General features: G+C 36.0%; 22 protein-coding genes and 1 tRNA gene. 17 read left to right on the plus strand and 6 right to left on the minus strand.

The window, feature by feature from the left end:
• Positions 1–155: 155 nt before the first annotated feature.
• The gene (locus ACP7AT_RS02505; protein ID WP_426062789.1) at positions 156–2,993 is read left to right on the plus strand and encodes a WD40/YVTN/BNR-like repeat-containing protein; all 2,838 of its coding nucleotides are present in this window, start codon (positions 156–158) and stop codon (positions 2,991–2,993) included.
• A gap of 73 nt (positions 2,994–3,066) precedes the next feature.
• On the opposite strand, the gene aceA is transcribed toward ACP7AT_RS02505, so the two are convergent.
• Positions 3,067–4,347, minus strand: a complete 1,281-nt coding sequence (gene aceA, locus ACP7AT_RS02510; RefSeq protein ID WP_426062790.1) for an isocitrate lyase — start codon at positions 4,345–4,347, stop codon at positions 3,067–3,069.
• Positions 4,348–4,415: 68 nt separating this feature from the next.
• Entirely contained in the window at positions 4,416–6,017 is a 1,602-nt protein-coding gene (gene aceB, locus ACP7AT_RS02515) for a malate synthase A (protein WP_426062791.1), read from the minus strand.
• 161 nt (positions 6,018–6,178) lie between these two features.
• Here aceB and ACP7AT_RS02520 point away from each other — a divergent pair, with 161 nt between their 5' ends.
• The 4 genes from ACP7AT_RS02520 (at position 6,179) to ACP7AT_RS02535 (ending at position 11,639) form a co-directional block, all read left to right on the plus strand.
• On the plus strand, positions 6,179–7,660 hold the full coding sequence (locus tag ACP7AT_RS02520) for a helix-turn-helix domain-containing protein (protein ID WP_426062792.1): 1,482 nt from the start codon (positions 6,179–6,181) through the stop codon (positions 7,658–7,660).
• 464 nt (positions 7,661–8,124) lie between these two features.
• A complete protein-coding gene (locus ACP7AT_RS02525) occupies positions 8,125–8,790 on the plus strand; it encodes a succinate dehydrogenase cytochrome b subunit (protein WP_426062793.1) in 666 nt (221 codons plus the stop codon).
• A gap of 13 nt (positions 8,791–8,803) precedes the next feature.
• A complete protein-coding gene (locus ACP7AT_RS02530; RefSeq protein ID WP_426062794.1) occupies positions 8,804–10,804 on the plus strand; it encodes a fumarate reductase/succinate dehydrogenase flavoprotein subunit in 2,001 nt (666 codons plus the stop codon).
• A gap of 88 nt (positions 10,805–10,892) precedes the next feature.
• Positions 10,893–11,639 (plus strand): succinate dehydrogenase/fumarate reductase iron-sulfur subunit, encoded by a 747-nt coding sequence (locus ACP7AT_RS02535; protein ID WP_426062795.1) that lies wholly within the window; start codon positions 10,893–10,895, stop codon positions 11,637–11,639.
• A 117-nt stretch (positions 11,640–11,756) separates the two neighbouring features.
• On the opposite strand, the gene ACP7AT_RS02540 is transcribed toward ACP7AT_RS02535, so the two are convergent.
• Entirely contained in the window at positions 11,757–12,320 is a 564-nt protein-coding gene (locus ACP7AT_RS02540) for a hypothetical protein (RefSeq protein ID WP_426062796.1), read from the minus strand.
• Positions 12,321–12,393: 73 nt separating this feature from the next.
• On the opposite strand from ACP7AT_RS02540, the gene ACP7AT_RS02545 reads away from it, so the two are divergent.
• Positions 12,394–13,164: a nitrilase family protein gene (locus ACP7AT_RS02545; protein WP_426062797.1), complete on the plus strand. Its 771-nt coding sequence runs from the start codon at positions 12,394–12,396 to the stop codon at positions 13,162–13,164.
• Between the two features lie 3 nt (positions 13,165–13,167).
• On the opposite strand, the gene ACP7AT_RS02550 is transcribed toward ACP7AT_RS02545, so the two are convergent.
• A complete protein-coding gene (locus ACP7AT_RS02550) occupies positions 13,168–14,820 on the minus strand; it encodes an Ig-like domain-containing protein (RefSeq protein WP_426062798.1) in 1,653 nt (550 codons plus the stop codon).
• Positions 14,821–15,030: 210 nt separating this feature from the next.
• Here ACP7AT_RS02550 and mce point away from each other — a divergent pair, with 210 nt between their 5' ends.
• From mce to ACP7AT_RS02565, 3 genes are all read left to right on the plus strand, one after another.
• Complete coding sequence (gene mce, locus ACP7AT_RS02555; protein ID WP_426063062.1) at positions 15,031–15,432, plus strand: methylmalonyl-CoA epimerase; 402 nt, start codon at positions 15,031–15,033, stop codon at positions 15,430–15,432.
• 142 nt (positions 15,433–15,574) lie between these two features.
• Positions 15,575–15,648: transfer RNA gene (locus ACP7AT_RS02560), tRNA-Ile, on the plus strand.
• A gap of 195 nt (positions 15,649–15,843) precedes the next feature.
• Complete coding sequence (locus ACP7AT_RS02565; protein ID WP_426062799.1) at positions 15,844–16,071, plus strand: hypothetical protein; 228 nt, start codon at positions 15,844–15,846, stop codon at positions 16,069–16,071.
• A 32-nt stretch (positions 16,072–16,103) separates the two neighbouring features.
• On the opposite strand, the gene ACP7AT_RS02570 is transcribed toward ACP7AT_RS02565, so the two are convergent.
• The gene (locus ACP7AT_RS02570) at positions 16,104–16,691 is read right to left on the minus strand and encodes a riboflavin synthase (protein ID WP_426062800.1); all 588 of its coding nucleotides are present in this window, start codon (positions 16,689–16,691) and stop codon (positions 16,104–16,106) included.
• Between the two features lie 58 nt (positions 16,692–16,749).
• Between ACP7AT_RS02570 and pdxA the strand changes: the two genes are divergently transcribed.
• The 6 genes from pdxA to accC all read left to right on the plus strand — a co-directional run bounded on the left by pdxA (position 16,750) and on the right by accC (position 21,734).
• Positions 16,750–17,799 (plus strand): 4-hydroxythreonine-4-phosphate dehydrogenase PdxA, encoded by a 1,050-nt coding sequence (gene pdxA, locus ACP7AT_RS02575; protein ID WP_426062801.1) that lies wholly within the window; start codon positions 16,750–16,752, stop codon positions 17,797–17,799.
• A gap of 85 nt (positions 17,800–17,884) precedes the next feature.
• On the plus strand, positions 17,885–18,427 hold the full coding sequence (locus ACP7AT_RS02580; protein WP_426062802.1) for a YceD family protein: 543 nt from the start codon (positions 17,885–17,887) through the stop codon (positions 18,425–18,427).
• 9 nt (positions 18,428–18,436) lie between these two features.
• Positions 18,437–18,631: a 50S ribosomal protein L32 gene (gene rpmF, locus ACP7AT_RS02585; RefSeq protein WP_007137315.1), complete on the plus strand. Its 195-nt coding sequence runs from the start codon at positions 18,437–18,439 to the stop codon at positions 18,629–18,631.
• Positions 18,632–18,801: 170 nt separating this feature from the next.
• Positions 18,802–19,800 carry a beta-ketoacyl-ACP synthase III gene (locus tag ACP7AT_RS02590; RefSeq protein ID WP_426062803.1) on the plus strand — a complete coding sequence of 333 codons (999 nt, stop codon included), beginning with the start codon at positions 18,802–18,804 and terminating at the stop codon, positions 19,798–19,800.
• Between the two features lie 23 nt (positions 19,801–19,823).
• Positions 19,824–20,303, plus strand: coding sequence for an acetyl-CoA carboxylase biotin carboxyl carrier protein (gene accB, locus ACP7AT_RS02595; protein WP_426062804.1), 480 nt, complete (start codon positions 19,824–19,826; stop codon positions 20,301–20,303).
• Between the two features lie 84 nt (positions 20,304–20,387).
• Positions 20,388–21,734, plus strand: coding sequence for an acetyl-CoA carboxylase biotin carboxylase subunit (accC, locus tag ACP7AT_RS02600; protein ID WP_426062805.1), 1,347 nt, complete (start codon positions 20,388–20,390; stop codon positions 21,732–21,734).
• 61 nt (positions 21,735–21,795) lie between these two features.
• Here the strand turns inward: accC and ACP7AT_RS02605 are convergent, their stop codons facing one another.
• Positions 21,796–23,697, minus strand: a complete 1,902-nt coding sequence (locus tag ACP7AT_RS02605) for an alpha/beta fold hydrolase (protein ID WP_426062806.1) — start codon at positions 23,695–23,697, stop codon at positions 21,796–21,798.
• A gap of 235 nt (positions 23,698–23,932) precedes the next feature.
• On the opposite strand from ACP7AT_RS02605, the gene ACP7AT_RS02610 reads away from it, so the two are divergent.
• Both ACP7AT_RS02610 and mtgA read left to right on the plus strand, forming a co-directional pair.
• A complete protein-coding gene (locus ACP7AT_RS02610; protein WP_426062807.1) occupies positions 23,933–25,045 on the plus strand; it encodes an NAD(P)/FAD-dependent oxidoreductase in 1,113 nt (370 codons plus the stop codon).
• Positions 25,045–25,791 (plus strand): monofunctional biosynthetic peptidoglycan transglycosylase, encoded by a 747-nt coding sequence (gene mtgA, locus ACP7AT_RS02615; protein WP_426062808.1) that lies wholly within the window; start codon positions 25,045–25,047, stop codon positions 25,789–25,791. The genes ACP7AT_RS02610 and mtgA overlap by 1 nt, the downstream gene beginning before the upstream one ends.
• The last annotated feature ends 120 nt before the right edge of the window (positions 25,792–25,911 follow it).

A 25,911-nucleotide genomic window follows, 5' to 3' on the forward strand; every position in this document is an offset into this window, starting at 1 on the left:
TTGACACCATTTCTGGCTTTACTTATTTCATTACACATCGTTTAATATCTTGAATAATCAAAAATACTAACTTTGAGAGAAACGGATGTTAATTACACTATAAAATTTTCAGATAACTATTTTTATGATTAATTTTCCAACTCAAATCAATTTACATGAAAAAAATAGTACTCTTTTCGGCTCTTATTGTACAAAGTGTCTCTTGGGGACAAGTTTCTGCCGAAGCGATTCAGCAAGCATTGGAAGACAAAAAAATAATGGAAAAACAATCTCTTTTTCAAAATGTTGCTTTCGAAAATGTGGGTCCAACGGTGATGAGCGGTAGAGTGGTGGATGTGGATGTAAATCCGGAAAATCCAACCGAGTTTTATGTGGGCTATGCTTCAGGCGGACTTTGGTACACTAATAATAATGGAATGAGTTTTTCGCCAGTTATGGATGCCGCACCTACGCAAAATGTGGGTGATATCGCGATAGACTGGAAACGAGGAACGATTTGGGTAGGAACTGGCGAAGTTAATTCGTCTCGATCGTCTTACGCCGGAATTGGTATTTTGAAATCGGAAGACAAAGGAAAGACTTGGCAAAATATGGGATTGCACGACAGCCATCACATCAGTAGAATCCTGATAAATCCATCAAATCCAGATGAAGTCGTTGTGGGTGCAGTGGGTCATTTGTATTCAAAAAGTGAAGAAAGAGGGATTTATAAAACCACAAATGGCGGAAAAACATGGAGTAAAACTCTTTATATCGATGATGAAACGGGAATTATTGATGTGGCTGTTTCGCCAAAAAATTTCAAGGTTCAATATGCGGCTTCTTGGAGTAAAGACAGAAAGGCATGGGATTTTACAGGAAGTGGCGCTACTTCGGGAATTTACAAAAGTGAGGATGCAGGATTGACATGGAAGCTTTTCACGAATGCTGAAAGCGGATTTCCTGTTGGTGAAGGCGTTGGTCGTATTGGTTTAGCGGTGTATGATGATGAAAACGTATATGCCATTTTGGATAACCAATTCAAAAGACCTTTACAATCCAAAAAAAGCAATTCGTTACCGGTCGCATTTTCTATGCCGGGAGATGAATTCCTGAAATTGCCAAATAAAAGTTTGAATTCTATTTTAAAGAATTACGGTTTAACCGAAAAATACAGAGCAGAAAACATCAAACATTGGGTTCAAAATGGGTATTTGCAACCTAGCGAAGCAGCAAAAGTGGTTCTGGATGCGATAAATAGTTTAGCAGAAACAGAAGTTATTGGAGCCGAAATATACAAGTCAAGTAACGGAGGAAAAAGCTGGACGAAGACCCATCAGGATTTTATCGATGATTTCTTTTATTCGTACGGGTATTATTTCAGTGTTATTTCTGTTGATCCCAATGATGTCAATAAAATTTATTTATCGGGTGTGCCCATTATAAAATCAAATGATGGCGGAAAAACATTTACATCCATTAGCGAAAATAATGTTCACTCAGATCATCACGTAGTTTGGGTGAACCCAAATAAATCAGGGCATTTAATCAATGGAAATGATGGTGGTTTGAATATTTCGTATGATGATGGAGCGCACTGGATAAAAAGTAATTCGCACTCAGTAAGTCAGTTTTATTCAGTAAATGTAGATGAGCAAGAACCGTATAATATTTATGGCGGGATGCAGGATAACGGGGTTTGGGTTGGACCAAGCACTTACAAATATTCCTCAGAATGGTACCAAACCGGAAAATATCCTTACGAAAATTTGATGGGAGGAGACGGAATGCAGACTCAAATCGACAAAAGAAATCCAAATATTGTTTTTACAGGGTTTCAATTTGGAAATTATTACAGAATTGATCGTGCAAGCAACAAGCGAGAGTATATTTCGCCAAAGCCAAAAAAAGACGAAAAACCATTTCGATTCAATTGGCAAACGCCTATTTTATTATCTTCACACAATCAGGATATTTTATACATGGGATCTAATTTCTTGCATCGTTCAATGAATCAAGGGGAAACCTGGACGGCTATTTCGGCTGATTTAACACAAGGAGCAAAAGAAGGAAATGTTGCTTTTGGAACAATCGCTGCTATTAGTGAAAGTACTTTGCAGTTTGGGTTACTCTATACAGGAAGTGACGATGGATTGATTCATGTTTCGAAAGACGGCGGGGCGACTTGGAACAAGATTTCGGGAAATATGCCCCAAAACCGCTGGGTTTCGAGAGTAGTGGCTTCGGCACATAAGAAAGAAAGAGTGTACGCGACTTTGAACGGATATCGAAATGATGATTTCACCAGTTATGTTTACATGTCAGATGATTTTGGTCAAACCTGGAAAAATATAGCCAATAATTTGCCTGCAAGTCCAGTGAATGTAATCGTGGAGGATAATGTCAACGAGAATGTTTTATATGTGGGAACGGATAACGGCTTGTATGTTTCATTAAACAAAGGAACATCTTGGGATGATTTTTCTAACGGAATTCCAAACGTGGCGGTTCACGATCTAGTAATTCAAAAGAAAGCAAAAGATTTAGTGGTAGGAACTCACGGTCGTTCGGTGTATAAAGTCAATTTGGATCAAGTGCAACAATTGAATGATAAAGTTGTAGCGGAAAATCTTTATATTTTTGAACTTAAAAAGATAAAAAAAGCAAAAGAATGGGGAAATAGCTGGAGTTCTTGGGCTAAAGCTGCGGAGCCAAAAGCGGAGATTTGGTTTTATTCGAATGGAGATGCAGAGGTGCTGCTGCAAATTGAAAACAGCTTGAAAGAAGTCGTTTATTCTCAGAAAGTGAAAGCTTTAAAAGGATTAAACAAACACGTTTATGATCTTTCTATAACGAAGGCAACCGCTGATAATTGGAAAAATAAAGACAAAAAACTAAAATTGGAAACAGCCAAAAATGGCAACTATTACCTTCCAGTTTCAGTGAATAAAATAAGTATTCAAAAAGGAAAAGAGAAGGTTGTTACTGATCTTGAAATTATTGAATCGAAATAAACAGTCATTTTATTTTAAAAACAAAAAACACGATTTCATTTGAAATCGTGTTTTTTTATGGTTGTTACTTTGTTTAAAACTGAGCAGCTTCAGTAGAGTCTTTCATTGCAGTTGTAGAAGATTTTCCAATTGTCACAGTATTTTGTACCGCGTCAAAATAAGATGTCCCTACAAAACCTTGGTGTTTTACCGCTTTGAAACCGTGTTTTTGCAAAGCAAATTCTCTCTCCTGCAATTCAGAATAGCCAGCCATTCCTCTTTCTTTATATGCTTTAGACAATTCGAACATGCTGGTATTTAATGCATGGAATCCAGCTAAAGTGATGAATTGGAATTTGTATCCCATTGCCGCAAGATCTTCTCTGAACGTTTCCATTTCAGCTACTGATAATTTTGCAGCCCAATTGAAAGAAGGCGAACAGTTATACGCTAACATTTTTCCTGGAAATTTTGCGTGAATTCCTTCAGCAAATTTTCTTGCGTAATCAAGATCCGGGTTGCTGGTTTCCATCCAAATTAAATCAGCATAAGGTGCATAACTCAATCCTCTGTCAATTCCTTGCTCTACTCCACAATTTACATAGAAAAAACCTTCTCCAGTTTTTTCACCCGTGATGAATTTAGCATCTCGTGGGTCAATATCGCTAGTCAATAAGTTAGCTGCATCCGCATCTGTGCGGGCAACCACAATTGTTGGTGTTCCCATTACATCAGCTGCCAAACGTGCTGCGATCAATTTATTGATGGCTTCTTGAGTAGGAACCAATACTTTTCCGCCTAAGTGTCCGCATTTTTTTGCAGAGCTCAATTGATCCTCAAAGTGAACTCCGGCTGCTCCCGCTTCAATCATCGCTTTCATTAATTCGAAAGCATTCAGGTTTCCTCCGAAACCAGCCTCTGCATCTGCTACAATAGGAACCAGATATTCTTTTTTGTCAGCAGTTCCGTTTACTACTTGTATTTGGTCTGCTCTCAAAAGTGCATTATTGATACGTTTTACTACCAATGGAACACTGTTAGCAGGATATAAAGATTGGTCAGGATACATTTCACCAGCTACATTTGCATCAGCAGCAACCTGCCATCCGCTCAAATAAATAGCATCCAATCCTGCTTCTACTTCTTGAATGGCTTGGTTTCCGGTAAGCGCGCCAAGTCCGGCTACAAAATCCTGAGCGTTTAGTTTGTTCCATAAATTATTGGCTCCAATTCTGGCAACGCTATGTTCTATTTGATAAGAACCTTGCAATTTCACCACTTCTTCAGCGGTGTACGGTCGCTCAATACCATTCCATCTTGGGTTCGTAATCCAGTCGGTAACTAATTCTTGAATTCTTGTTTCTGTAGTTTTCATAGTGTTTATAAAGGTTTAATGGTCTTTAATAATTTTTTACTGATATTGATTTTATTGCAATTGATTTTTTAAATGTATTTGTATCCAGGAATCGTCAAAAATTCGATAAAATTGTCGTTCACGACCAGAATGTCTAATAATTGTTCGGCTAGTCTGTATTTTTGTTTTTCATGATTTTCATATCCAACTAGCTTTCTGATTTTTTCAAATTCTTCCATGGCTAATCGGTGATAATATTTTTCATTTAACACTTTTTGATTGTCTAAAACCACTCCGTTTTGAAGCCATTGCCACAATTGTGATCTCGAAATCTCAGCAGTAGCGGCATCTTCCATTAAATTGTGCAACGCCGCGGCGCCCTGACCGTTAAGCCATGAAGCGATATATAAAACCGAAATACTGATATTTTTTCGAACGCCTTCTTCGGTAATAGTTCCTTTTGGAGTTTCGAGTAAATCGCTTTCGGCAACGTGTACGTCTTCTCTTTTTACATGAATCTGATTTTTGGTCGGCATGTATTTATCGAATACCTTCATGGCCAGCGAAACCAAATCGGGGTGCGCGACCCAAGTTCCATCATGTCCATTTTTAACCTCACGTTCCTTGTCGGCAATTACTTTGTCGAAAGCTGTTTTGTTGGCTTCTTCATTATTTTTTATCGGAATTTGAGCGGCCATTCCACCTATTGCATGAATGTTTCGTTTGTGGCATCTTTGAATAACTAATTGTGAATACGCACTCATAAATGGTGCAGTCATGGTCACTTGATCTCGGTTTGGAACGATGAAAGCCGGGTTTTTTCTTAGTTTTTTGATGTACGAAAAAATATAATCCCATCGCCCGCAATTAAGACCTACGATATGATCTTTCAGTTCAAAAATGATTTCGTCTAATTGAAAACTGGCAGTTATCGTCTCGATTAAAACTGTTGCTTTGAATGTTCCGTTTTTTACTCCCAAATATTCTTGCGTGAATTCGAAAACTTTATTCCACCACCTCGCTTCCAAATAATGTTCTAATTTTGGAATATAAAAATACGGTGCCGTTCCATCTTCAATAAGTTGCTTGTGATTATGAAAAGCATACAAACCAAAGTCAACTAATGAACCAGAAGCTTGTTCTCCGTCAATCAAAATATTTTTCTCAGGTAGATGCAATCCTCTTGGACGAACAAGCAGTACAGCAGTTTTATCGTTTAGGCTGTACTTCTTGTTTTTTAAGGGGTCTTCCAGAGTAATGGTTTTATTCACCGCGTCTTTTAGATTTTGTTGCCCCGTCATTAAATTGCTCCATGTTGGTGAAGTGCTGTCTTCAAAATCAGCCATGAAGGTTTTTGCACCCGAATTCAATGCGTTGATCACCATTTTTCGGTCTACTGGTCCGGTTATTTCGACTCGTCGATCTAGTAAATCTTCAGGAGTTTTAGCAGCTTCCCAGTTGCTCTCTCTGATGGTTTTTGTTTCAGCAGGAAAAGTGGGTAATGCACCTTGATCAAATAAAACTTGTTGCTTTTTTCGTTCCTCTAAAAGCGCTAGTCTTTTTTCATTAAAATTTTCATGAAGTAGAGACAAAAAAGTCATTGCTTCGTCAGTTAAGATTTCCGGGTAATACTCGGTGGTTTCTTCTGAAAAATTTAACAAATTTTTCGAATATACTTCTTTAAAATCCATTTTAAAACGTATTTAATTTAACAATAATGAATGTTTGTTGATAATTTGTGATTGTTTAACAGTGCAATGATACAAAAAGTTTTTTACTAAACAAGCGAACGTACGCTAAAAAGTAAAAATATTTTTTTTGGCTTAAATATTTTTTAGCATATCTTTGAGATATGAACATAGAAAAGGATTATATCAAGTTGATTTTTGGATTAAAACTTAAGCAGGCACGTACGAATAAGAATCTGTCTTTATTTGGGTTGGCAAAAATAACGGAGCTTTCAAAATCGTATTTGAACGAAATTGAAAAAGGTAAAAAGTATCCCAAAACGGATAAAATCATTCTACTGTCTGAAAAGCTGGATGTTTCTTATGACAATATGGTTTCATTAAAACTGGATAATAATTTGGCGCCCATTGGAGAAATCCTAAAATCGGGCATCTTAAAAGAGATTCCGCTCGAGATTTTTGGGATTCAGGAAAATGACCTTATTGATATTATTGCGAACGCTCCTGCAAAAGTCAATGCGTTTATAAGTACAATTATTGAGATTGCGCAACACTATAATTTGACCAGAGAGAGTTTCTTTTTGGCTTCGTTGCGCTCGTATCAAGAAGCGCACACGAATTATTTTGAAGATTTAGAGCAAAAGGTTTTGCAGTTTTCCAAAGCGTTTCATGTAAATATTGACACCAAAATTTCGATCGAAGAACTCACTGCGATATTAATTGAAGAATATGGCTACACGATAAAAGAACTCGTTTTTTCTGAACAAGAACAATTGGGGGATTTGAGATCGATTTTTGTGCCAAAAAGCAAGACATTGTTACTTTCATTAGACATTGACGAACCCCAAAAAGCATTTATTCTAGCCAAAGAAATAGCCTATAATTATCTTGAGATTACCGATAGGTTGTATACGTTCAGTTGGATTAAATTTGATAATTTTGACCAAGTTTTGAATAATTTTTACGCTTCATACTTTGCGGGAGCATTGCTTATTCCGAGACAAAAACTGATAGACGAACTGAATTTATTTTTGTCAAAAACAAATCCGAAACCACATGAAATGATTGCTTTGATGAGCGGGTTTAATGTTTCTCCGGAATCGTTTTATCAAAGATTGACTAACATTTTACCAAAAGATTTTCAGCTGAAAAACCTCTTTTTTCTACGACTGTCTCATCAAAAAGGAACGGACACCTATCAAATAAAGAAAGAATTACACATCACCAATCAGCAAGAGCCGCATGCGAATGAAATGAATGAGCATTACTGCCGAAGATGGGTTTCTATACGCACAATTGAGGAGTCTTTGAAGCAAAATAAAAACCACTTTTTTGATGCACAAATCTCCAGTTATGAAAACAGTAAAAATGAATATCTTGTTTTTTCGTCCGCAACACCGGATCCGTTTAAGGTAGATTGTATCCGCAGTATTTCGGTAGGTATATTGATTACGCCGGGAATGAAGAAAAAATTTAAGTTTATCGAAAATAATTCTCTTAAGAAACAGATTGTTGGGGTTACCTGTGAAACCTGTGCGGTTAAGAATTGTTTGGAAAGAGCTTCGCCGCCAATTCAATTGGAGCAAAAAATGCGCCATGAAAACACGGATTCAATCGTGCAGCAATACATGACAAAATTCAGTTAAGTAAATAATATCTTTTAAGAGAAAAGCAGCGAAAGTTCAACTGTAAATTTTATTCGTTTAACGGATAAAAAAAATAGTGTAAATTCCTATTTTAATCATAAAATTTTTGCTTAAAAAAGTAAAATTTAGGAGTTTGATGACAATTTATTTAAGACTGTAAAAATAGTTTTTATTAAACTTTTAGGAATTTGAAATTTAATTATGACCAAAATTATCGATATTATAAATTTAGCAGGATTTTTTAAGTATTATTGTTATTCCGCGGATTGGTTTAATTTCATAATTATATACTTTTGTTTAACTAAACCACAAGTTTTTAGCATCTTAAGTATTGATTGTTAGCGAATTGTAGAGTTGTAGGGATTAACACTTTAAAATCATTATAAATTATAGCGAAAAGGTTGTAGTTCATCACTAATTGCTCTATTTTTGTATGATTTTTAAATTAATTCACTCAAATTCCTATGGCAAAATCTGCATTATTAAAGTCATCGATAGCAAAAAAAGTCGCTATGGCGCTTTCTGGACTTTTCTTAATTTTATTTTTAGCACAACATTTTTTTATAAACAGTACCTCGGTTTTTAGTCCTGATACTTTTAACTCTATTTCTCATTTTATGGGAAATAATCCATTGGTTCAGTTTGTGTTTCAACCAATTCTTATTTTTGGTGTAGTTTTCCACTTTATAATGGGTATCGTTTTGGAAATTAAAAATAACAGTGCAAGACCAATTTCTTATGCAAAGAATAACGGGGCGGCTAACTCTTCTTGGGCTTCCAGAAATATGATTATTTCGGGGGCAGTTGTTTTAGCTTTCTTGGGACTACATTTTTACGATTTCTGGGTTCCTGAAATGGTATATAAATATGTAGAGGTTAATCCGCTTGACGAAACCAGATATTATGCTGAGTTGACGCATAAATTTGAAAGTGGTGTTCGAACGGCAATTTATTGCGTTTCGTTTCTTTTGTTATCGCTACACTTGTGGCACGGTTTTAATTCTTCGTTCCAATCTGTAGGTTTTAATAATAAATATTCAAAATCGTTGCATACATTAGGTTACGCTTTTGCAATTGTAGTTCCTTTTGGATTTATTTTCATTGCATTATTTCATTATTTCAATCATTAATATTCAATTATAAATGGCATTAGATTCAAAAATTCCAGAAGGTTCAATTTCGGACAAATGGACAAATTATAAAGATCATATTAATTTAGTAAACCCTGCTAACAAACGTAATTTAGACATTATTGTTGTTGGTACAGGTTTAGCTGGAGGTTCGGCTGCTGCAACGTTGGCAGAGTTAGGATATAACGTAAAAGCATTTTGTTTTCAAGATTCACCGCGTCGTGCGCACTCGATTGCTGCACAAGGGGGAATTAACGCTGCAAAAAATTATCAAGGAGATGGAGATTCAACGTTCCGTTTGTTTTATGATACTGTAAAAGGAGGCGATTATCGCGCTCGTGAAGCAAACGTTCACCGTCTTGCTGAGGTATCTACCAATATTATTGACCAGTGTGTGGCTCAAGGTGTACCTTTTGCCCGTGAATATGGCGGATTACTTGACAACCGTTCTTTTGGAGGTACATTAGTTTCTAGAACTTTTTATGCCAAAGGACAAACAGGACAACAATTATTATTAGGGGCGTATTCAGCAATGAACCGCCAAATAGGTCGTGGAAAAATAAAAATGCACAACCGTCACGAAATGCTGGATTTAGTAATCGTAAACGGTAAAGCAAGAGGAATTATAGCGCGCAACTTGGTTACAGGAGAAATCGAAAGACACTCTGCTCACGCTGTAGTTATTGCTTCCGGAGGTTACGGGAACGTTTTTTTCCTTTCAACCAATGCGATGGGAAGTAACGTAACTGCAGCTTGGAAAATTCACAAAAGAGGGGCGTATTTTGCCAATCCTTGTTACACACAAATTCACCCAACTTGTATTCCGGTTTCTGGAGATCATCAAGCAAAATTGACGCTAATGTCAGAATCCTTGCGTAATGATGGACGTATTTGGGTTCCTGCAAAATTAGAAGATGCAAAAGCGATTAGAGATGGAAAATTAAAACCAACTCAAATTGCAGAAGCTGATAGAGATTATTATTTAGAAAGAAGATATCCTGCTTTTGGAAATTTAGTACCTAGAGATATTGCTTCTCGTGCGGCTAAAGAAAGATGTGATGCTGGTTATGGTGTTAACAAAACAGGAGAAGCTGTTTATCTTGATTTTGCTGCTGCAATTGAAAGATACGGAGTGGATCAAGCAAGATTAAAGCATTTAGACGAAAATGATAACGCATTGGTTATTAAATTAGGAACAGAAGTTGTGGCTAATAAATACGGTAACTTGTTCCAGATGTATGAGAAAATTGTGGATGAGAATCCATATTCAACTCCTATGATGATTTATCCAGCCGTGCATTACACGATGGGAGGAACTTGGGTTGATTATAACTTACAAACTACAATCCCTGGTTGTTTCTCTATTGGAGAATCTAACTTTTCAGACCACGGAGCGAACAGATTGGGAGCTTCTGCACTGATGCAAGGTTTGGCAGATGGATATTTTGTTCTTCCTTACACTATTGGAGATTATTTAGCACCGGATATTAAAATGGGTACAATCTCTACTGATTCTCCAGAATTTGAACAAGCGGAGAATAATGTTAAGCACCAGATTGAGGCTTTAATGAATAACGGAGGTTCTAAACCAGCGGATTATTTCCATAAGAAATTAGGAAAAATCATGTGGGATAAAGTTGGAATGGCGCGTAATGCTGAAGGTTTAACTGAAGCACAAAGTGAAATTGCAGCAATTAGAGAAGAATTTTATAAAGAGGTAAAAATTCCTGGAACAGCGGACAGTTTTAACCCGGAGTTGGCTAAAGCACTTCGTATTGCTGATTTCCTTGAATTAGGTGAGTTGTTTGCCAAAGATGCCCTACATAGAAATGAATCTTGTGGAGGTCACTTCCGTGAAGAATATCAAACACCGGAAGGTGAAGCACAACGTGACGACGAAAACTTTGCATATGTTGCAGCATGGGAATACAAAGGTAATCCTAGCGATGCAGTATTGCATAAAGAAGAGTTGAAGTTCGAAAATGTTAAACTAGTTCAAAGAAGTTATAAATAATTTAGTCTAATGTCTAACGTCTTAAAGTCAAACGGCTCCATGTCAATCGACTTTCGACTTTCGGCTTTATGACTTTCAAACTTAAAATATGAAACTCACATTAAAAATATGGCGTCAGAAAAATGCCGCCTCAGAAGGAAAAATAGTTGAATATCCAATTGATGGAATTGAACCAGATATGTCTTTTCTTGAAATGCTTGACATTTTGAATGATGAATTAATCGTAAAAGGAGAGGATACTGTTGCTTTTGACCATGATTGTCGCGAAGGAATTTGCGGAATGTGTTCATTATACATCAATGGTGAAGCGCATGGACCTGATCGTCTGGTTACAACATGTCAATTGCACATGCGCAAATTTAAAGATGGCGATACTATTTTTATCGAACCTTTTAGAGCAAAAGCATTCCCTGTAATAAAAGATTTAGTGGTTGACAGAGGCGCATTTGATAGAATCCAGCAATCTGGTGGTTTTATTTCTGTGAACACATCTGGAAACACTATTGACGCCAATACAATTCCTATTCCTAAGCATGATGCGGACAGAGCTTTTGATGCAGCAACATGTATTGGTTGTGGAGCTTGTGTGGCGAGTTGTAAAAACTCCTCAGCTATGTTATTTGTTGCTGCGAAAGTGTCTCAGTTTGCCTTATTACCGCAAGGAAAAGTGGAAGCTACTGACCGTGTGTTGAACATGGTAAGCCAAATGGATGCAGAAGGATTTGGTAATTGTACCAATACTGGAGCTTGTGAAGTAGAATGTCCAAAAGGAATTTCTCTTGAAAATATTGCAAGAATGAATAGAGAATATTTATCTGCAAGTTTGAAAGGGTAATCACATGGTCTTAATATCCAAAGTTTACGGTCGAAAGATTAGATAATAATTCAAAACGCATTCAATATTAAAATTGAATGCGTTTTTTTTATTTAAAAATGGTCTGTTTTAAAGTTTTTAGTCTTTCCATCCCCAAGGAGCCGGCGGTGATGCTATCGTTTTTGTCAAATCAAATTTCACAGTAAACAATCGGTCTGATCCAATGCGCCTTAGATTGTATGTAAAAGAAGTTTCGTCTAAAGTAATCCACCAGACATTTGCAGCAGCGTTTGGAATAAGATTACTGGTTTCTTGATCTGCCGGAAAAAACTGAAGCATCGGTGATCCGGAATTTGTGGTTGTCCCACCGTATTGTGTCACCTTATCTTCGGAGCCATCTTCGTGACGATGGTCATGTTTCAATTGAATAGGGTCATTTTTGTACGTCAATACCCAAGTTCTTGATTTGTCGTCTCCGACAAAAAACGGAATCCGAATCGTGTTTTTGTCGCAATTACTAACATGCATTACCATTTTTTTCTCTCTAAAAGTATTATCAGAAGCGCCTTCTTTGACTTCTCCTATAAATGATTTGCCGCATTGTTTTTGCAGGTTTTCCCAAAATTGTTTCGCGCCTGATTTTTCCTGGCCGTAAATCAAAAAAGAGCACAACAGTGCATATACAAGAAGTATCTTTTTCATAAAGTTCTTTTTTTTGCTAATATAATGAACTTATGGTGTTGTGATATTTCTTATTTTTATAAAAAATAAAAAAATGAAAGTCATCCTGATTCAAGCTTCTTTAATTTGGGAAAACCCAAAAGCCAACCGAAATTATTTCGAGGCAAAAATTAATGAAATCACTTTAGCAGTTGATTTAATTGTATTGCCGGAAATGTTTAGCAGCGGTTTTACGATGAATCCTGAACATGTCGCTGAATCTATGCAAGGCGAAACGATAACGTGGCTGACAGTTTTGGCGAAAGCCAGAAACTTTGCTATTACTGGAAGTTTAGTTATAGAAGAAAACGGGAATTTTTACAATAGATTAGTATTTGTGTTTCCTTCCGGAGAAATTCAGTTTTATGATAAAAGGCATTTGTTTACTTTGGCTGGCGAAGACAAAGTCTACACAAGTGGTGACCAAAAGATAGTTGTGGACTACTTAGGATGGAAAATTTGTCCGTTGATTTGTTATGATTTACGTTTTCCTGCTTTTTCAAGAAATTCAGAGGACTATGACGTGTTGATTTATGTGGCGAGTTGGCCAAAAATAAGAACTAATGCTTGGGATGCTTTATTGAAAGCACGAGCGATAGAAAACATGAGTTATGCGATTGGAGTCAACAGAATCGGTACTGACGCAAATGGCTATGAATACATTGGCCATTCACAAGCAATCGATTTTCTTGGAAATTATATTCAAATTCCATTAGAGACGGAAGGTTTATTTCCGGTAGAATTAGATAAGCAAAAAATGTTGGAAACCCGACTAAAATTAGGTTTTTTGAACGATAGAGATTTTTTTGAAATAGAAAACAGATAGTTTTTAATTCTTCTTGTCGGTTTTCTTTTTAGGTTCCGGGATGTACGGAAGACTCAAATCAAATGTTTGATTCACATCCCAATTTGCACGAACATCAATTTCTTTGGAAAAATAGAGCACCGCTTCGGCCTGGCGTTTTTTAAGGTAATTACCGGAATCCCATTCGTTATTTTTATTGGTGTCATAAATAATTCGCAGGGTGTACAGCTCGGGGTCAATTAAATTAAAGTTTATTGTGGTGTTTTCTTGGGTGAATTCAGTAGCTAAAACATCCCCTTTTGCATTCGTGAGCTCAACAATGACCGGGAATTGTTTTACATTTTGCAACAGCACGGTAAGATTCCCATAATCAGCAGTATTGTTAGTGTTTAATTTATACGTTAAAGTGTCGTTTGTTTGTTCAAAAAAGTCAGTTAATGCCCCGGGTAAAATTTTAAAAGTATAACTTTCTGATGGTTCTTTTTTAAAATCAAAATACAATTTTTGATTAAATTCATCGTATTCAGTAGTAAAAGGCACTTCTGTTTTTGCATTATTGGTCAGATTTATTTTTGAATTTTGGAAACTGATTAACGGAGTTTTGCTCTCTAAAGTAAACCGGTCTCGAAATTTCAAATCGTTTGTTTGTATGGCTGAAATACTCAACGTGTCCTTTTTTTGGTCTTTTATTTTAAAAGTGAAATTGGTTGCGTACTGGTCTTTGGCGACAGCCAAATTTAGCGAATCAGCTTTAATAGGTTTATACCAGATTTGAAGGGAATCCTTTTTTGGAAATTTAGTAATGACAGATGACAGAATATCGTTGTTGTTTTTTAAAATTATTTTTGGTCTTGCAGCAGCAGAATTTATTTTGCCTTCAAATCCAATGAGCAATCGGTTTCCGGATGCTTGACTTGGTTTGAAAGTTTTAAAAGGAAGGGTTTCTCTAAACAACTCTATTTCGTAAAGCGTATCATTTGGAATAGTAATAAAGCCTTTGCTAAACCCAATTTTGTCTGTTTTTGGATTGTATTTATTGTTGCTGTTGTAGTCTTTCATGGCTACGAGAAGGTATTTTCCAGCTTTTAAGTTGTTTAAACGAAATGTTGTCAAACTGTCCAAAGTGTTGGTAACGTATCTTGGATTTTGGGTATAAATAATAGAGTCTTTAAAGCTATCATTCACCTCGTAAAGCATGACGGAAACGAATGGTTCGACTTCTTTATCATAAGCGCTTTTTACTGATCCGCCAAGGCTCAAAGAGTCAATATAGTCACCAGTTGAAAATACATATTGGAATTGATTCAAAGGATTTCCTTCATTGTTGTCAGCAATACTTTGTCCAAAATTAAAGCTGTACGTTGTATTAGGTTGAAGCGTGTCTTTTATCGTGATCGAAATCGTTTTACTTGCCGTTGTTGGTAAAATTAGCGGCTCATTTTTCATAGGTGGTGAAATAATCAACTGTTTATTTAGGTTTTTCAGTTTAATATTTTCATCAAATACCAACTTGATTTCATTTCCTTCGAAGTTAGTGCTGAAGTTTTTTGGGAAACTCATTTTCAAAACAGGGGCGATGGTATCCTTCAATCCGCCAGTGATAGAACCTCTTTTGGCGCAACCTGCAGCAATAAAAAGCAATACGAACAGGGCGTATTTTAAATTGTTTTTTAACATATCAATTCTAAATTAGAATTTACAAAATAACAATTATAATTCGTGCGATTGGTATTTTTTATCGAATTATTATGAGGGGTTTGATGCAACTTATCTTTTATCAGGGCAGTTGTTTTTTCTTTTTAATGTTTAATTTTACGTCAAACAAATTTTATTGCAGTTAGTGTGCTTTATGAATTTGAAACCAACGTTGAATTAATAGTGTAAATGATGAGAAAAATAGAACATATTGGGATTGCGGTTAAGGATTTAGAAGTTTCTAATGTAGTTTTTGAAAAACTCTTTGGCGCTCCGGCTTACAAATTTGAAGATGTAGAAACGGAAGGAGTCACTACCTCTTTTTTTATGAATGGACCAAATAAAATTGAGCTTTTGGCGGCAACTAACCCAGAAAGTCCTATCGCTAAGTTTTTAGAAAAAAAAGGAGAAGGAATTCATCATATTGCTTTTGATGTTGAGGATATTGTTTCAGAAATAGCACGTTTGAAAAAAGAAGGATTTATAGTTTTGAATGAGACTCCAAAAAAAGGTGCTGATAATAAGTTAATTGCATTTTTGCATCCTAAAAGCACCAATGGTGTCTTAATTGAATTGTGTCAGGAAATAAAATAATTTAAATATAGACATCAAGGTAGTATGTTAGTAGTCAGTTGATTTCTGTGGAAAATAAGTTAATAATTGAACTATCTTAAAATCTAAGTCCAAAATATTTGGAGCAAATGAAAAATAGTGGTAATATTGCAAACTCTAAACCGGTCCTATAGCTCAGCTGGTTAGAGCACCTGACTCATAATCAGGTGGTCCCTGGTTCGAGCCCAGGTGGGACCACATTAAAGAAAAATCTTTCAAATTTTTGAAAGATTTTTTTATTTACAGTAGGCTTAAGCGCTTTTTTTATCAAAAAAGATGCTTTTATTAAGAGTAATGTTGTTTTTGTTAGAACTATGTGTTTATTTTACAGAAAATTCTATGTTACTGAAAATTAATCAGTAAGAATAATTTCTCTTTTATTTTGCAAAATTTATGAAGTTTTTTAAAATCGTTTTTTTTTCCTTAATGATTTTTGTAATAGGCATTTCTAATGCTTTTGCAGCCAATCAAGCGCCGCCTTCTCCAGTTGGAAGAAGAAGGCCACCTCCGCCTCCTGGATTACCTATTGATGAAAATATTTTAATACTGATGTTGATTGCTTTGTTGCTTGGAATTTACGTCATTTATAGCTTTAGTTTAAAACAAAAAACTCCAATTTAAATTGGAGTTTTTTGTTTTAAAGAATAGAATTGTTATTTGTTGGCATACAATCGGGAAACATATTTTCCAATTACATCAAATTCAAGGTTAATTTTTGTGCCAACTTCAAAATTTTTGAAATTAGTATGTTCATGCGTGTAAGGGATAATCGCTACGCTAAATTGATTTTTCGCTGAGTTTACCACTGTTAAGCTTATTCCATTAACTGTAATTGACCCTTTTTCGATGGTAATGTTGTTCAGGCTTTCGTCGTATTCAAATGTGTACAACCAGCTTCCGTCAGTTGCTTCGGCAGTGATGCAAATTCCTGTTTGATCAACATGACCTTGGACTATGTGCCCGTCAAGTCTGTCGCCTAATTTCATTGCTCTTTCCAAGTTAACGCTGTCGCCAACTTTCCAATCCGATAAATTTGTTTTTTTTATCGTTTCTCCTATGGCAGTTACGGTGTACGAGCTGTCTTCTATAGCAACAACAGTGAGACATATCCCGTTATGAGCGACACTTTGATCTATTTGAAGTTCGCTGGTAATTGATGAATTCATTGTGATATGCACGTTAGTGTTCTCTTTTTTTATTTCTTGGATGGTGCCAAGGGTTTCTATGATTCCTGTAAACATTTCTTGTTTTATTTTACTAAATTTGCACTTCAAAATTAGCAATAAATAACGGTATGTCATGATGAAAAAAGCAGAAAATATAATCGTAGGAATTTCTATTGGAGATTTAAACGGTATTGGAAGCGAGGTTGTTTTAAAAACATTCGAGGATGCTCGAATGTTAGAATTGTGTACTCCTGTTATCTTTGCGAATGTGAAGTTGTTGTCCTTTGTAAAAAAAAGTTTTCAATCAACTTCCTTGCTGCACGGTATTGATAAACTGGATCAAATTGTTCCTGGAAAAATTAATGTCTTGAATGTTTGGCGCGAAGGAGTTGATTTGAGTCCGGGTGTAAGTGATCCAAAAGCGGGAGAATATGCAATAAAATCCTTTGTTGCTGCAACCAAAGCTTTAAAGGACGGACTTGTCGATGCGTTAGTAACTGCGCCAATAAACAAATACAATATTCAATCTGAGGAATTTAAGTTTCCTGGACATACGGATTATTTAGACCAAGAATTAGAGGGAAATGCACTTATGTTGATGGTTCAGGATAATTTGAGAGTAGGGTTAATGACGGATCATATTCCTTTAAGCGAAGTGGCTTCTCATCTTACGGAAGAATTGATTAAGAAAAAAATTGAAACAGTCAAACAGTCTTTGATTCAGGATTTCAGTATTAATAAGCCTAAAATTGCGGTGCTGGGGTTAAATCCGCATTGTGGCGACGGTGGTGTTATTGGTACAGAGGATGATTTGATACTAAAACCGGCTTTAAAAAAGATATTTGATAAAGGAACTATGGTTTTTGGGCCTTTTCCAGCAGATGGCTTTTTTGGTAATAACCAATACGATAATTATGATGCGGTTATCGCTATCTATCACGATCAGGGATTGATTCCTTTTAAAACATTATCTTTTGGTAAGGGAGTAAATTACACTGCGGGTTTAAATAAAATTAGAACCTCACCTGACCATGGTACCGCTTACGATATAGCGGGCAAAGGGATAGCGGATTTCAACTCGTTCAAAGAGGCGGTATATCTGGCGATAGATATTTACCATTCAAGAAATCAATATGCCGAAATCAGTGCAAAACCATTGAAAACAAAAGAAAAGCAGTTGTGAACAAAAAAAAGTGAATAACATTATTAGATTTGCAATAATTTTATATCTTTGCACTCCCGAAGTTTAGGGGCAAATTGTTGTTGAAATGAAGAACACAAAAGAATATTTAATTCCTTTTATAGGATTAAAGCTAGGGAAACATCATTTTGAGTATCAAATCAGTAATGCGTTCTTTGAAATCTTTGATTATATCGAATATCAAGATTCAAATATCAAAGTAAATGTAGTTTTAGAGAAAAAAAGTACGCTGTTAGAGTTGAATTTTAAGCATAAAGGTACCGTAAATGTACCTTGTGATCTTACCAGTGAAGATTTCGATCTGCCAATAAAAGGTAAGATGAAATTAGTAGTTCGTTTTGGTGAAGAATATAATAATGACAATGAGGAATTATTGATTTTACCTCATGGGGAGTTTGAGATAGATATTGCACAATATATCTATGAAATGATTGTGTTATCAGTCCCTCTAAGACGGGTTCATCCCGGTATAAAAGACGGAAGCTTAAAAACAGAAGCTTTGACTAAGCTCAATGAACTTACAATCAAGGAAGAAAAAGTAGAAAATAAAGAAGAAGAAAATATTGACCCGCGATGGGACAAATTAAAGCAACTATTAACGGATAAATAATATAGTAAAATGGCGCATCCTAAGAGAAAAATCTCCAAAACAAGAAGAGATAAAAGAAGAACACATTACAAAGCTACCGTAGCACAAATCGCTACTTGTCCTATCACTGGAGAAGCACATTTATACCACAGAGCGTATTGGCATGAAGGTAAAATGTATTACAGAGGGCAAGTTGTTATAGATAAGTCTGTAGCTGTTGCTTAATACATTTTTGTAAATGATATTCGAACTCTCACATCGTGAGAGTTTTTTTGTTGTCTATAATTTAATTAAATAAGAAGTTCCAAATCAAAGAGAATGGAATTTTTTTTGTAATTTTCAAGTCTTTTAAAAAATTTCAAATGGGAACATTTGACAAGAAATAAACGCATACGATGAATACAATCACAGCCGCAATAACCGCTGTTGGAGCCTACGTTCCAGACTTTGTACTAACGAACAAAGCGCTCGAAGCTATGGTTGATACCAATGACGAGTGGATCACCTCTCGTACAGGAATAAAAGAAAGAAGAATCCTTAAAGATGAAGACAAGGGAACTTCTTTTTTGGCTATAAAAGCCGCGCAAGATTTATTAGCTAAAGCGAATATAGATCCCTTGGAAATAGATTTATTGATAATGGCAACCGCAACACCGGATATGCCGGTAGCCTCAACAGGAGTATACGTTGCCACTCAAATTGGAGCAACAAATGCTTTTTCTTATGATTTACAGGCTGCATGTTCCAGTTTCTTATTTGGAATGTCAACTGCCGCTGCTTATATAGAATCAGGAAGATATAAGAAAGTACTATTGATTGGAGCTGATAAAATGTCTTCTATCGTTGATTACACTGACAGGTCAACCTGTATAATTTTTGGTGATGGCGCGGGTGCAGTTTTATTTGAACCCAATTATGAAGGTTTAGGATTGCAAGACGAGTACTTACGCAGTGACGGAATTGGCAGAGACTTTTTGAAAATCGACGCCGGTGGATCGCTTCACCCAACTTCTTTTGAAACAGTAAAAGATAACAAACACAATATTATCCAAGACGGTAAAACAGTGTTTAAATATGCAGTGACCAATATGGCAGATTCAAGCGAATTAATTTTGAAAAGAAATAATTTGACGAATGAAGATGTAGATTGGTTGGTTCCTCATCAGGCCAACAAACGTATTATTGATGCTACTGCCAACAGAATGAATTTAGAAGATTCGAAGGTTTTAATGAACATCGAAAAATACGGAAATACCACATCTGCAACTTTACCATTAGTACTCAGCGATTTCGAACATTTATTAAAAAAAGGAGACACGATAATTTTGGCCGCTTTTGGAGGTGGATTCACATGGGGATCTATTTATCTAAAATGGGCATACGATAAAAAATAAATTTAAACTAAAAACAAATAATTATGGATTTAAAAGAAATTCAAAATCTAATCAAGTTTGTAGCAAATTCAGGAGTTGCAGAAGTTAAGTTAGAGATGGATGATGTGAAAATCACTATCAGAACAACTTTAGAAGGGAATGTAACAGAAACCACGTATGTTCAACAAATGCCTGCTCAAGCAACACTTCAACAAGCGGTAGCGCCACAGCAAATTGCACCGGTGGCAGCTGCACCCGAAGTTCCAGTAGTAGAAAATTCTCATTACATTACTATAAAATCACCAATCATTGGAACCTTTTATAGAAAACCATCTCCGGATAAACCAATGTTTGTTGAAGTAGGTAAAACAATTGCTCAAGGTGACGTTCTTTGTGTGATCGAAGCCATGAAATTATTTAATGAAATTGAATCTGAAGTTTCTGGTAAAATTGTGAAAATACTGGTTGATGATATGTCACCAGTTGAATTTGACCAACCTTTATTCTTAGTAGATCCGTCATAATATTTTTGAGATTCCGATAGTCAAAATTCCAATTCCAAATTGAATTTTGACTATTGGAATTTTAAATTTTAAATTTAAAATAAGATGTTTAAAAAAATATTAATTGCAAATAGAGGGGAAATTGCGTTACGCGTAATTAGAACATGTAAGGAAATGGGGATCAAAACAGTAGCTGTTTATTCTACTGCTGATGCCGAAAGTCTTCATGTAAAGTTTGCTGACGAAGCGGTTTGTATAGGGCCTCCTCCAAGCAACTTATCCTATTTAAAAATGTCAAATATTATTGCCGCTGCCGAAATTACAAACGCAGATGCAATACATCCAGGATACGGATTCCTTTCTGAAAATTCTAAATTTTCAAAAATTTGTCAGGAACATGGGATCAAATTTATTGGAGCATCTCCAGAGATGATTGATAGGATGGGAGACAAAGCCTCTGCAAAATCAACTATGATTGAAGCAGGAGTTCCTTGCGTTCCTGGTTCAGTAGGTATTTTAGAGTCATATGATCAAGCCTTGCAATTATCAAGAGATTTTGGTTATCCAGTAATGCTGAAAGCAACTGCTGGTGGTGGTGGAAAAGGGATGCGTGCCGTTTGGAAAGAAGAGGAATTGTTAAAAGCATGGGAAGGTGCACGTCAGGAATCCGCAGCTGCTTTTGGGAATGACGGAATGTATTTGGAGAAATTAATTGAAGAGCCTCGTCATATTGAAATTCAAGTTATAGGCGATTCTTATGGAAAAGCGTGTCATCTTTCTGAAAGAGACTGCTCCGTACAAAGACGTCATCAAAAATTGACAGAAGAAACGCCTTCACCATTTATGACAGATGAATTGCGTACTAAAATGGGTGAAGCAGCTGTAAAAGCAGCTGAATACATTAAATATGAAGGTGCTGGAACTGTAGAATTTTTGGTTGATAAAAACCGTAATTTCTACTTCATGGAAATGAATACTCGTATCCAAGTAGAGCATCCTATTACAGAACAAGTTATTGATTATGATTTAATTCGTGAACAAATTCTGGTAGCCGCAGGGGTTGCAATTTCAGGGAAAAATTATTTACCTCAATTGCATGCTATTGAATGCCGCATCAATGCGGAAGATCCTTATAATGATTTCCGTCCGTCTCCAGGAAAAATAACAACATTGCATATGCCAGGTGGACATGGAGTTCGTTTAGATACTCATGTATATTCAGGGTACACTATTCCGCCAAATTATGATTCAATGATTGCAAAACTTATTACTACAGCTCAATCTCGCGAGGAAGCAATCAGTAAAATGAGAAGAGCTTTAGATGAATTTGTTATCGAAGGTATAAAAACTACTATTCCTTTCCACAGACAGTTAATGGATGATCCGCGTTATATTTCCGGAGATTATACTACTGCATTTATGGATACTTTCAAAATGAACGATCCAGAATAAAAAACACTTTATTTAAGTAAAAACCTTGCAGGAATGCAAGGTTTTTTTGTTTATAATTAATCTACAAAGTTTCTTTCAGCCATCTAAAAAATTCTCCTTGCCAAACCTGAGCATTCTGTGGTTTCAGCACCCAATGGTTTTCTTCTGGGAAATACAAGAATCTGCTTTTTATTCCGCGCATTTGTGCTGCTTGAAAAGCTTCTTGACCTTGACCTATTGGTACACGAAAATCTTTTCCGCCTTGAATAATTAAAATAGGTTTATTCCATTTTTCTACACTGGTCATTGGGTTAAATGTCGTGTAAGTTTTTTGAGCTATGGCATTGTCTTTTTCCCAATAAGCACCGCCAAAATCCCAATTGCTAAAGAATACTTCTTCGGTGGTTCCAAACATGCTTTGAGTATTATAAACGCCATCGTGGGCAATGAAAGTTTTGAATCGGTTGTTGTGAATTCCAGCCAAATAAAAAACAGAATACCCACCGTAACTGGCACCAACGCATCCCAAACGATTTGCGTCAACATATTTTTCCTTAGACACGTCATCAATCGCTGATAGGTAATCATCCATTACCTGTCCGCCCCAGTCTTTGCTGATTTGCTCATTCCATGCTACGCCATGGCCTTGCATGCCGCGACGGTTTGGAGCCACAACAATATAACCATTCGCGGCCATCAACTGTAAATTCCATCGGTACGAATAAAATTGTGTCAACGGAGATTGTGGTCCGCCTTGACAATACAGAAGCGTTGGGTATTTTTTAGAAGCATCAAAATTAGGAGGAAGAATCACCCAAACTAACATTTTTTTGCCATCGGTTGTCGTTACATACCTTCTTTCGGTTTTGCTTTGCGCTAAAGAAGCATAGGTTGTTGTATTGACATTGGACAGTTGTTTCCATGTGTTTTTCTTTAGATTATAAGAAAATATTTCCGCAGCATGATTCATGTCGGTTCTCGTCACGATAATGGTACCGCCGGAAAAACCAACCAGATCATTGACATCAAATTCTCCCGTAGTGATTTGGCGAACGGTAATTGCTATTTTGGTCATCCCCGGAAAATTAACTTCAAACAACTGTTTTGTTCCATCTACAGGCGCGACAAAAAATATTTTTTTCCCGTCAATACTCCACATGAAATTGTCTACAGTTCCGTCCCAATTTGCTGTAAGGTTAATTTTTATTCCTTTAAAGCTAACAATCAGATCGTTTTTATCGGCTTCATAACCGTCTCGTTTCATTTGTAACCAAGTTAAATTTCCTGTGGGCGAAAATTGTGGAGCGGTATCATATCCTAGGTTTTCTTCAGTTCTATTAATAGTTTTTCCAGTTTCTAAGTTATATTCGAAGATATTGGTATTGGTAGAAAGAGCATAGTCAGTTCCTGCTTTTTTCTTGCTCACATAAAGGATGCTTTTGCTGTCTGGCGACCAAATGTAATCTTCATCGCCACCAAAAGGTTTTTGAGGACTGTCAAAATTTTCACCTTTTAGAATGTCAATTCCCACGGCGCCATCTTTGTTCTCTTTATAAAAAACATGATTAAATTTGCCTTCGTTCCAAGTATCCCAATGACGGTAATTCAACCCATCGTAGATTTGAACATCTGATTTTTCCAGTTCCGGATAAAAATCTTTTCCATGAACTTTTTCGATTTTTACTTCTTCATTGTAAACGATATATTTCCCGTCAGGAGAACTGTTTTTGTCTTTTAATAGGTCTTTAGTATCTTTTACTTCGGTTGGATTTCCACCATTTACAGGCAAAGTGTACAATTTTGTATCCGATTTATTTTCTTGAACAGAAGGAGTTGTCACTTTATAAACTACATTTTTTCCATCTTTGGAAATGCCTAAAGGAGCTACTCTCCCTAGTTTCCAAAGCAGTTCTGGAGTCATTACATTTTGTGCCATAGTAGTTAAACTCATCATTAATAAGGGTATAAGCAGTACTTTTTTCATTTTAAAAATAGTTTTTTCGAATGATAAAATTAGCCAATTTAATCTAATGTTTTTTCGTTTTTAACACTTGCTTTTTAGCCCTGATAGCAGTGGAAATCCTTTCTAGTCCTGAACTTGTTTCAGGATCCTGAAACAAGTTCAAGACTAGAAAGATTGGAACGGATAGCGGGATTAGCTTCTGAAATAAATCCAGAATAAATCCAAAAAATTATTATTTTTATGAAAAAATTTGGACATGGATTTGAGCTATTGGGAATTAAAAAACTGGTTTACTGATGTAGATTATACGATTGTAGGAAGTGGGATTGTAGGCTTGCATGCTGCATTACGCTTGCGCGAAAGATTCCCTAAAAGCAAAATTTTAGTGTTAGAAAAAGGAATGTTACCGCAAGGCGCGAGTACTAAAAATGCCGGTTTTGCATGTTTTGGAAGTCTTTCAGAAATTATAGACGATTTAAAATCCCACTCGGAAGAGGAAGTTATGCAGCTCGTTCAAAAACGATGGAAAGGCCTGCAGTTGTTGCGAAAAAGATTGGGTGATGACACGATAGATTTTAAGCCCTACGGCGGATATGAGTTGTTTTTAAAAGACGACGAAAGTTGTTTTAGTGATTGTGTTGGGAAATTACCATTTATCAATGAAATTTTAAGACCACTATTCAAAGCCGATGTTTTTGCCAAAGAAGTTGATCGATTTGGGTTTCGTGGCATACAGGAATATCTGGTTTTCAATCCGTTTGAAGCACAAATAGATACTGGAAATATGATGCAAGCGCTGTTAAAAGAAGCGGTTTCTAAAAATATTTTAATCCTAAACCAACAAACTGTTACATCCTATTTCGAGAAAGGAAATGAAGTGGAAGTTGCGCTCAATGATTTTAGTTTTAGTACCCAAAAAATACTATTTGCAACTAATGGTTTTGGGAATACATTGACAAATGGCGCGGTTAAACCTGCCAGAGCGCAAGTTTTGATTACAGAACCGATTAAAAATTTAGATATAAAAGGGACTTTTCACTTGGATAGAGGGTATTATTATTTCAGGAATATTGGCGATAGAATACTTTTGGGCGGGGGCAGAAACCTCGATTTTGAGACGGAAAATACAACTGAATTTGGACAAACAGAAATTGTCCAAAATAAATTGGAACAATTATTAAAAGAAGTAATTTTGCCGAATCAGGATTTCCAAATTGCACACCGTTGGAGCGGTATCATGGGTATTGGCAATAGTAAGAATCCTATCGTTTCACAACTGTCTGATAATGTCTATTGTGGTGTGCGATTGGGTGGAATGGGAGTGGCAATAGGAAGTTTAATTGGAACAGAATTAGCAGATTTAGTGTAATGGCAACAAAAATAACGCCCAGGAAATCAAAACAACCCATTAAAAAAGAACCAACCTCTTTTATGAGCAAACTAACTCGTTTTTTACTCAAAATAGTATTGTGGTTCGTCGGAATCTCTTTGTTTTTTGTGGTGTTTTTTAAATTTGTACCCGTTCCGTTTACCCCATTAATGGTGATCCGTGGAATTGAAAATAAGGTTGCTGGAAAAGAAGTTTTCTTTAGCCACGACTGGGAACCAATTGAAAATATCTCGATGAATCTTCAAAAAGCCGTAATCGCCAGTGAGGATGGAACGTTTCTAAAACACAATGGGTTTGATTTTGTGGCCATGCAAAAAGCGTATAAAAGCAATGAACGTGGCCGCAGAATAAAAGGTGGAAGCACAATATCGCAACAAACGGCCAAAAATGTATTTCTTTGGCAAGGCCGAAGTTATTTGAGAAAAGGACTTGAAGCGTATTTCACTGTTCTGATTGAAATCATTTGGGGAAAAGAACGCATCATGGAAGTGTACTTGAACAGTATCGAAATGGGAAATGGGGTCTATGGAGCACAAGCAGCCACAGAACATTGGTACCGAAAAGATGCTTCCAGTTTAACACTAATGCAGGCCGCAGGAATAGCAGCGATTTTGCCTAATCCAAGAAAATATTCTGCTACAAGTTCTTCCACATACATTAACAGGCGAAAAGCAAAAATTGTACGCGTGATGCGTCAAGTAGGAAAAATTGAATATCCAAAATAATTTGAATTAAGTATGAAAATACAATCTCTAAAAATAAAAAACCGTAAACTCTTACTTAAAAGATATTACGGTTTTGTTCTGTGGAGAATATCGGATTCGAACCGATCACCTTCCCGAAAG

Source organism: Flavobacterium sp. DSP2-3-1 (assembly GCF_049896865.1).
In the GTDB taxonomy this organism is placed as follows: Bacteria; Bacteroidota; Bacteroidia; order Flavobacteriales; family Flavobacteriaceae; genus Flavobacterium.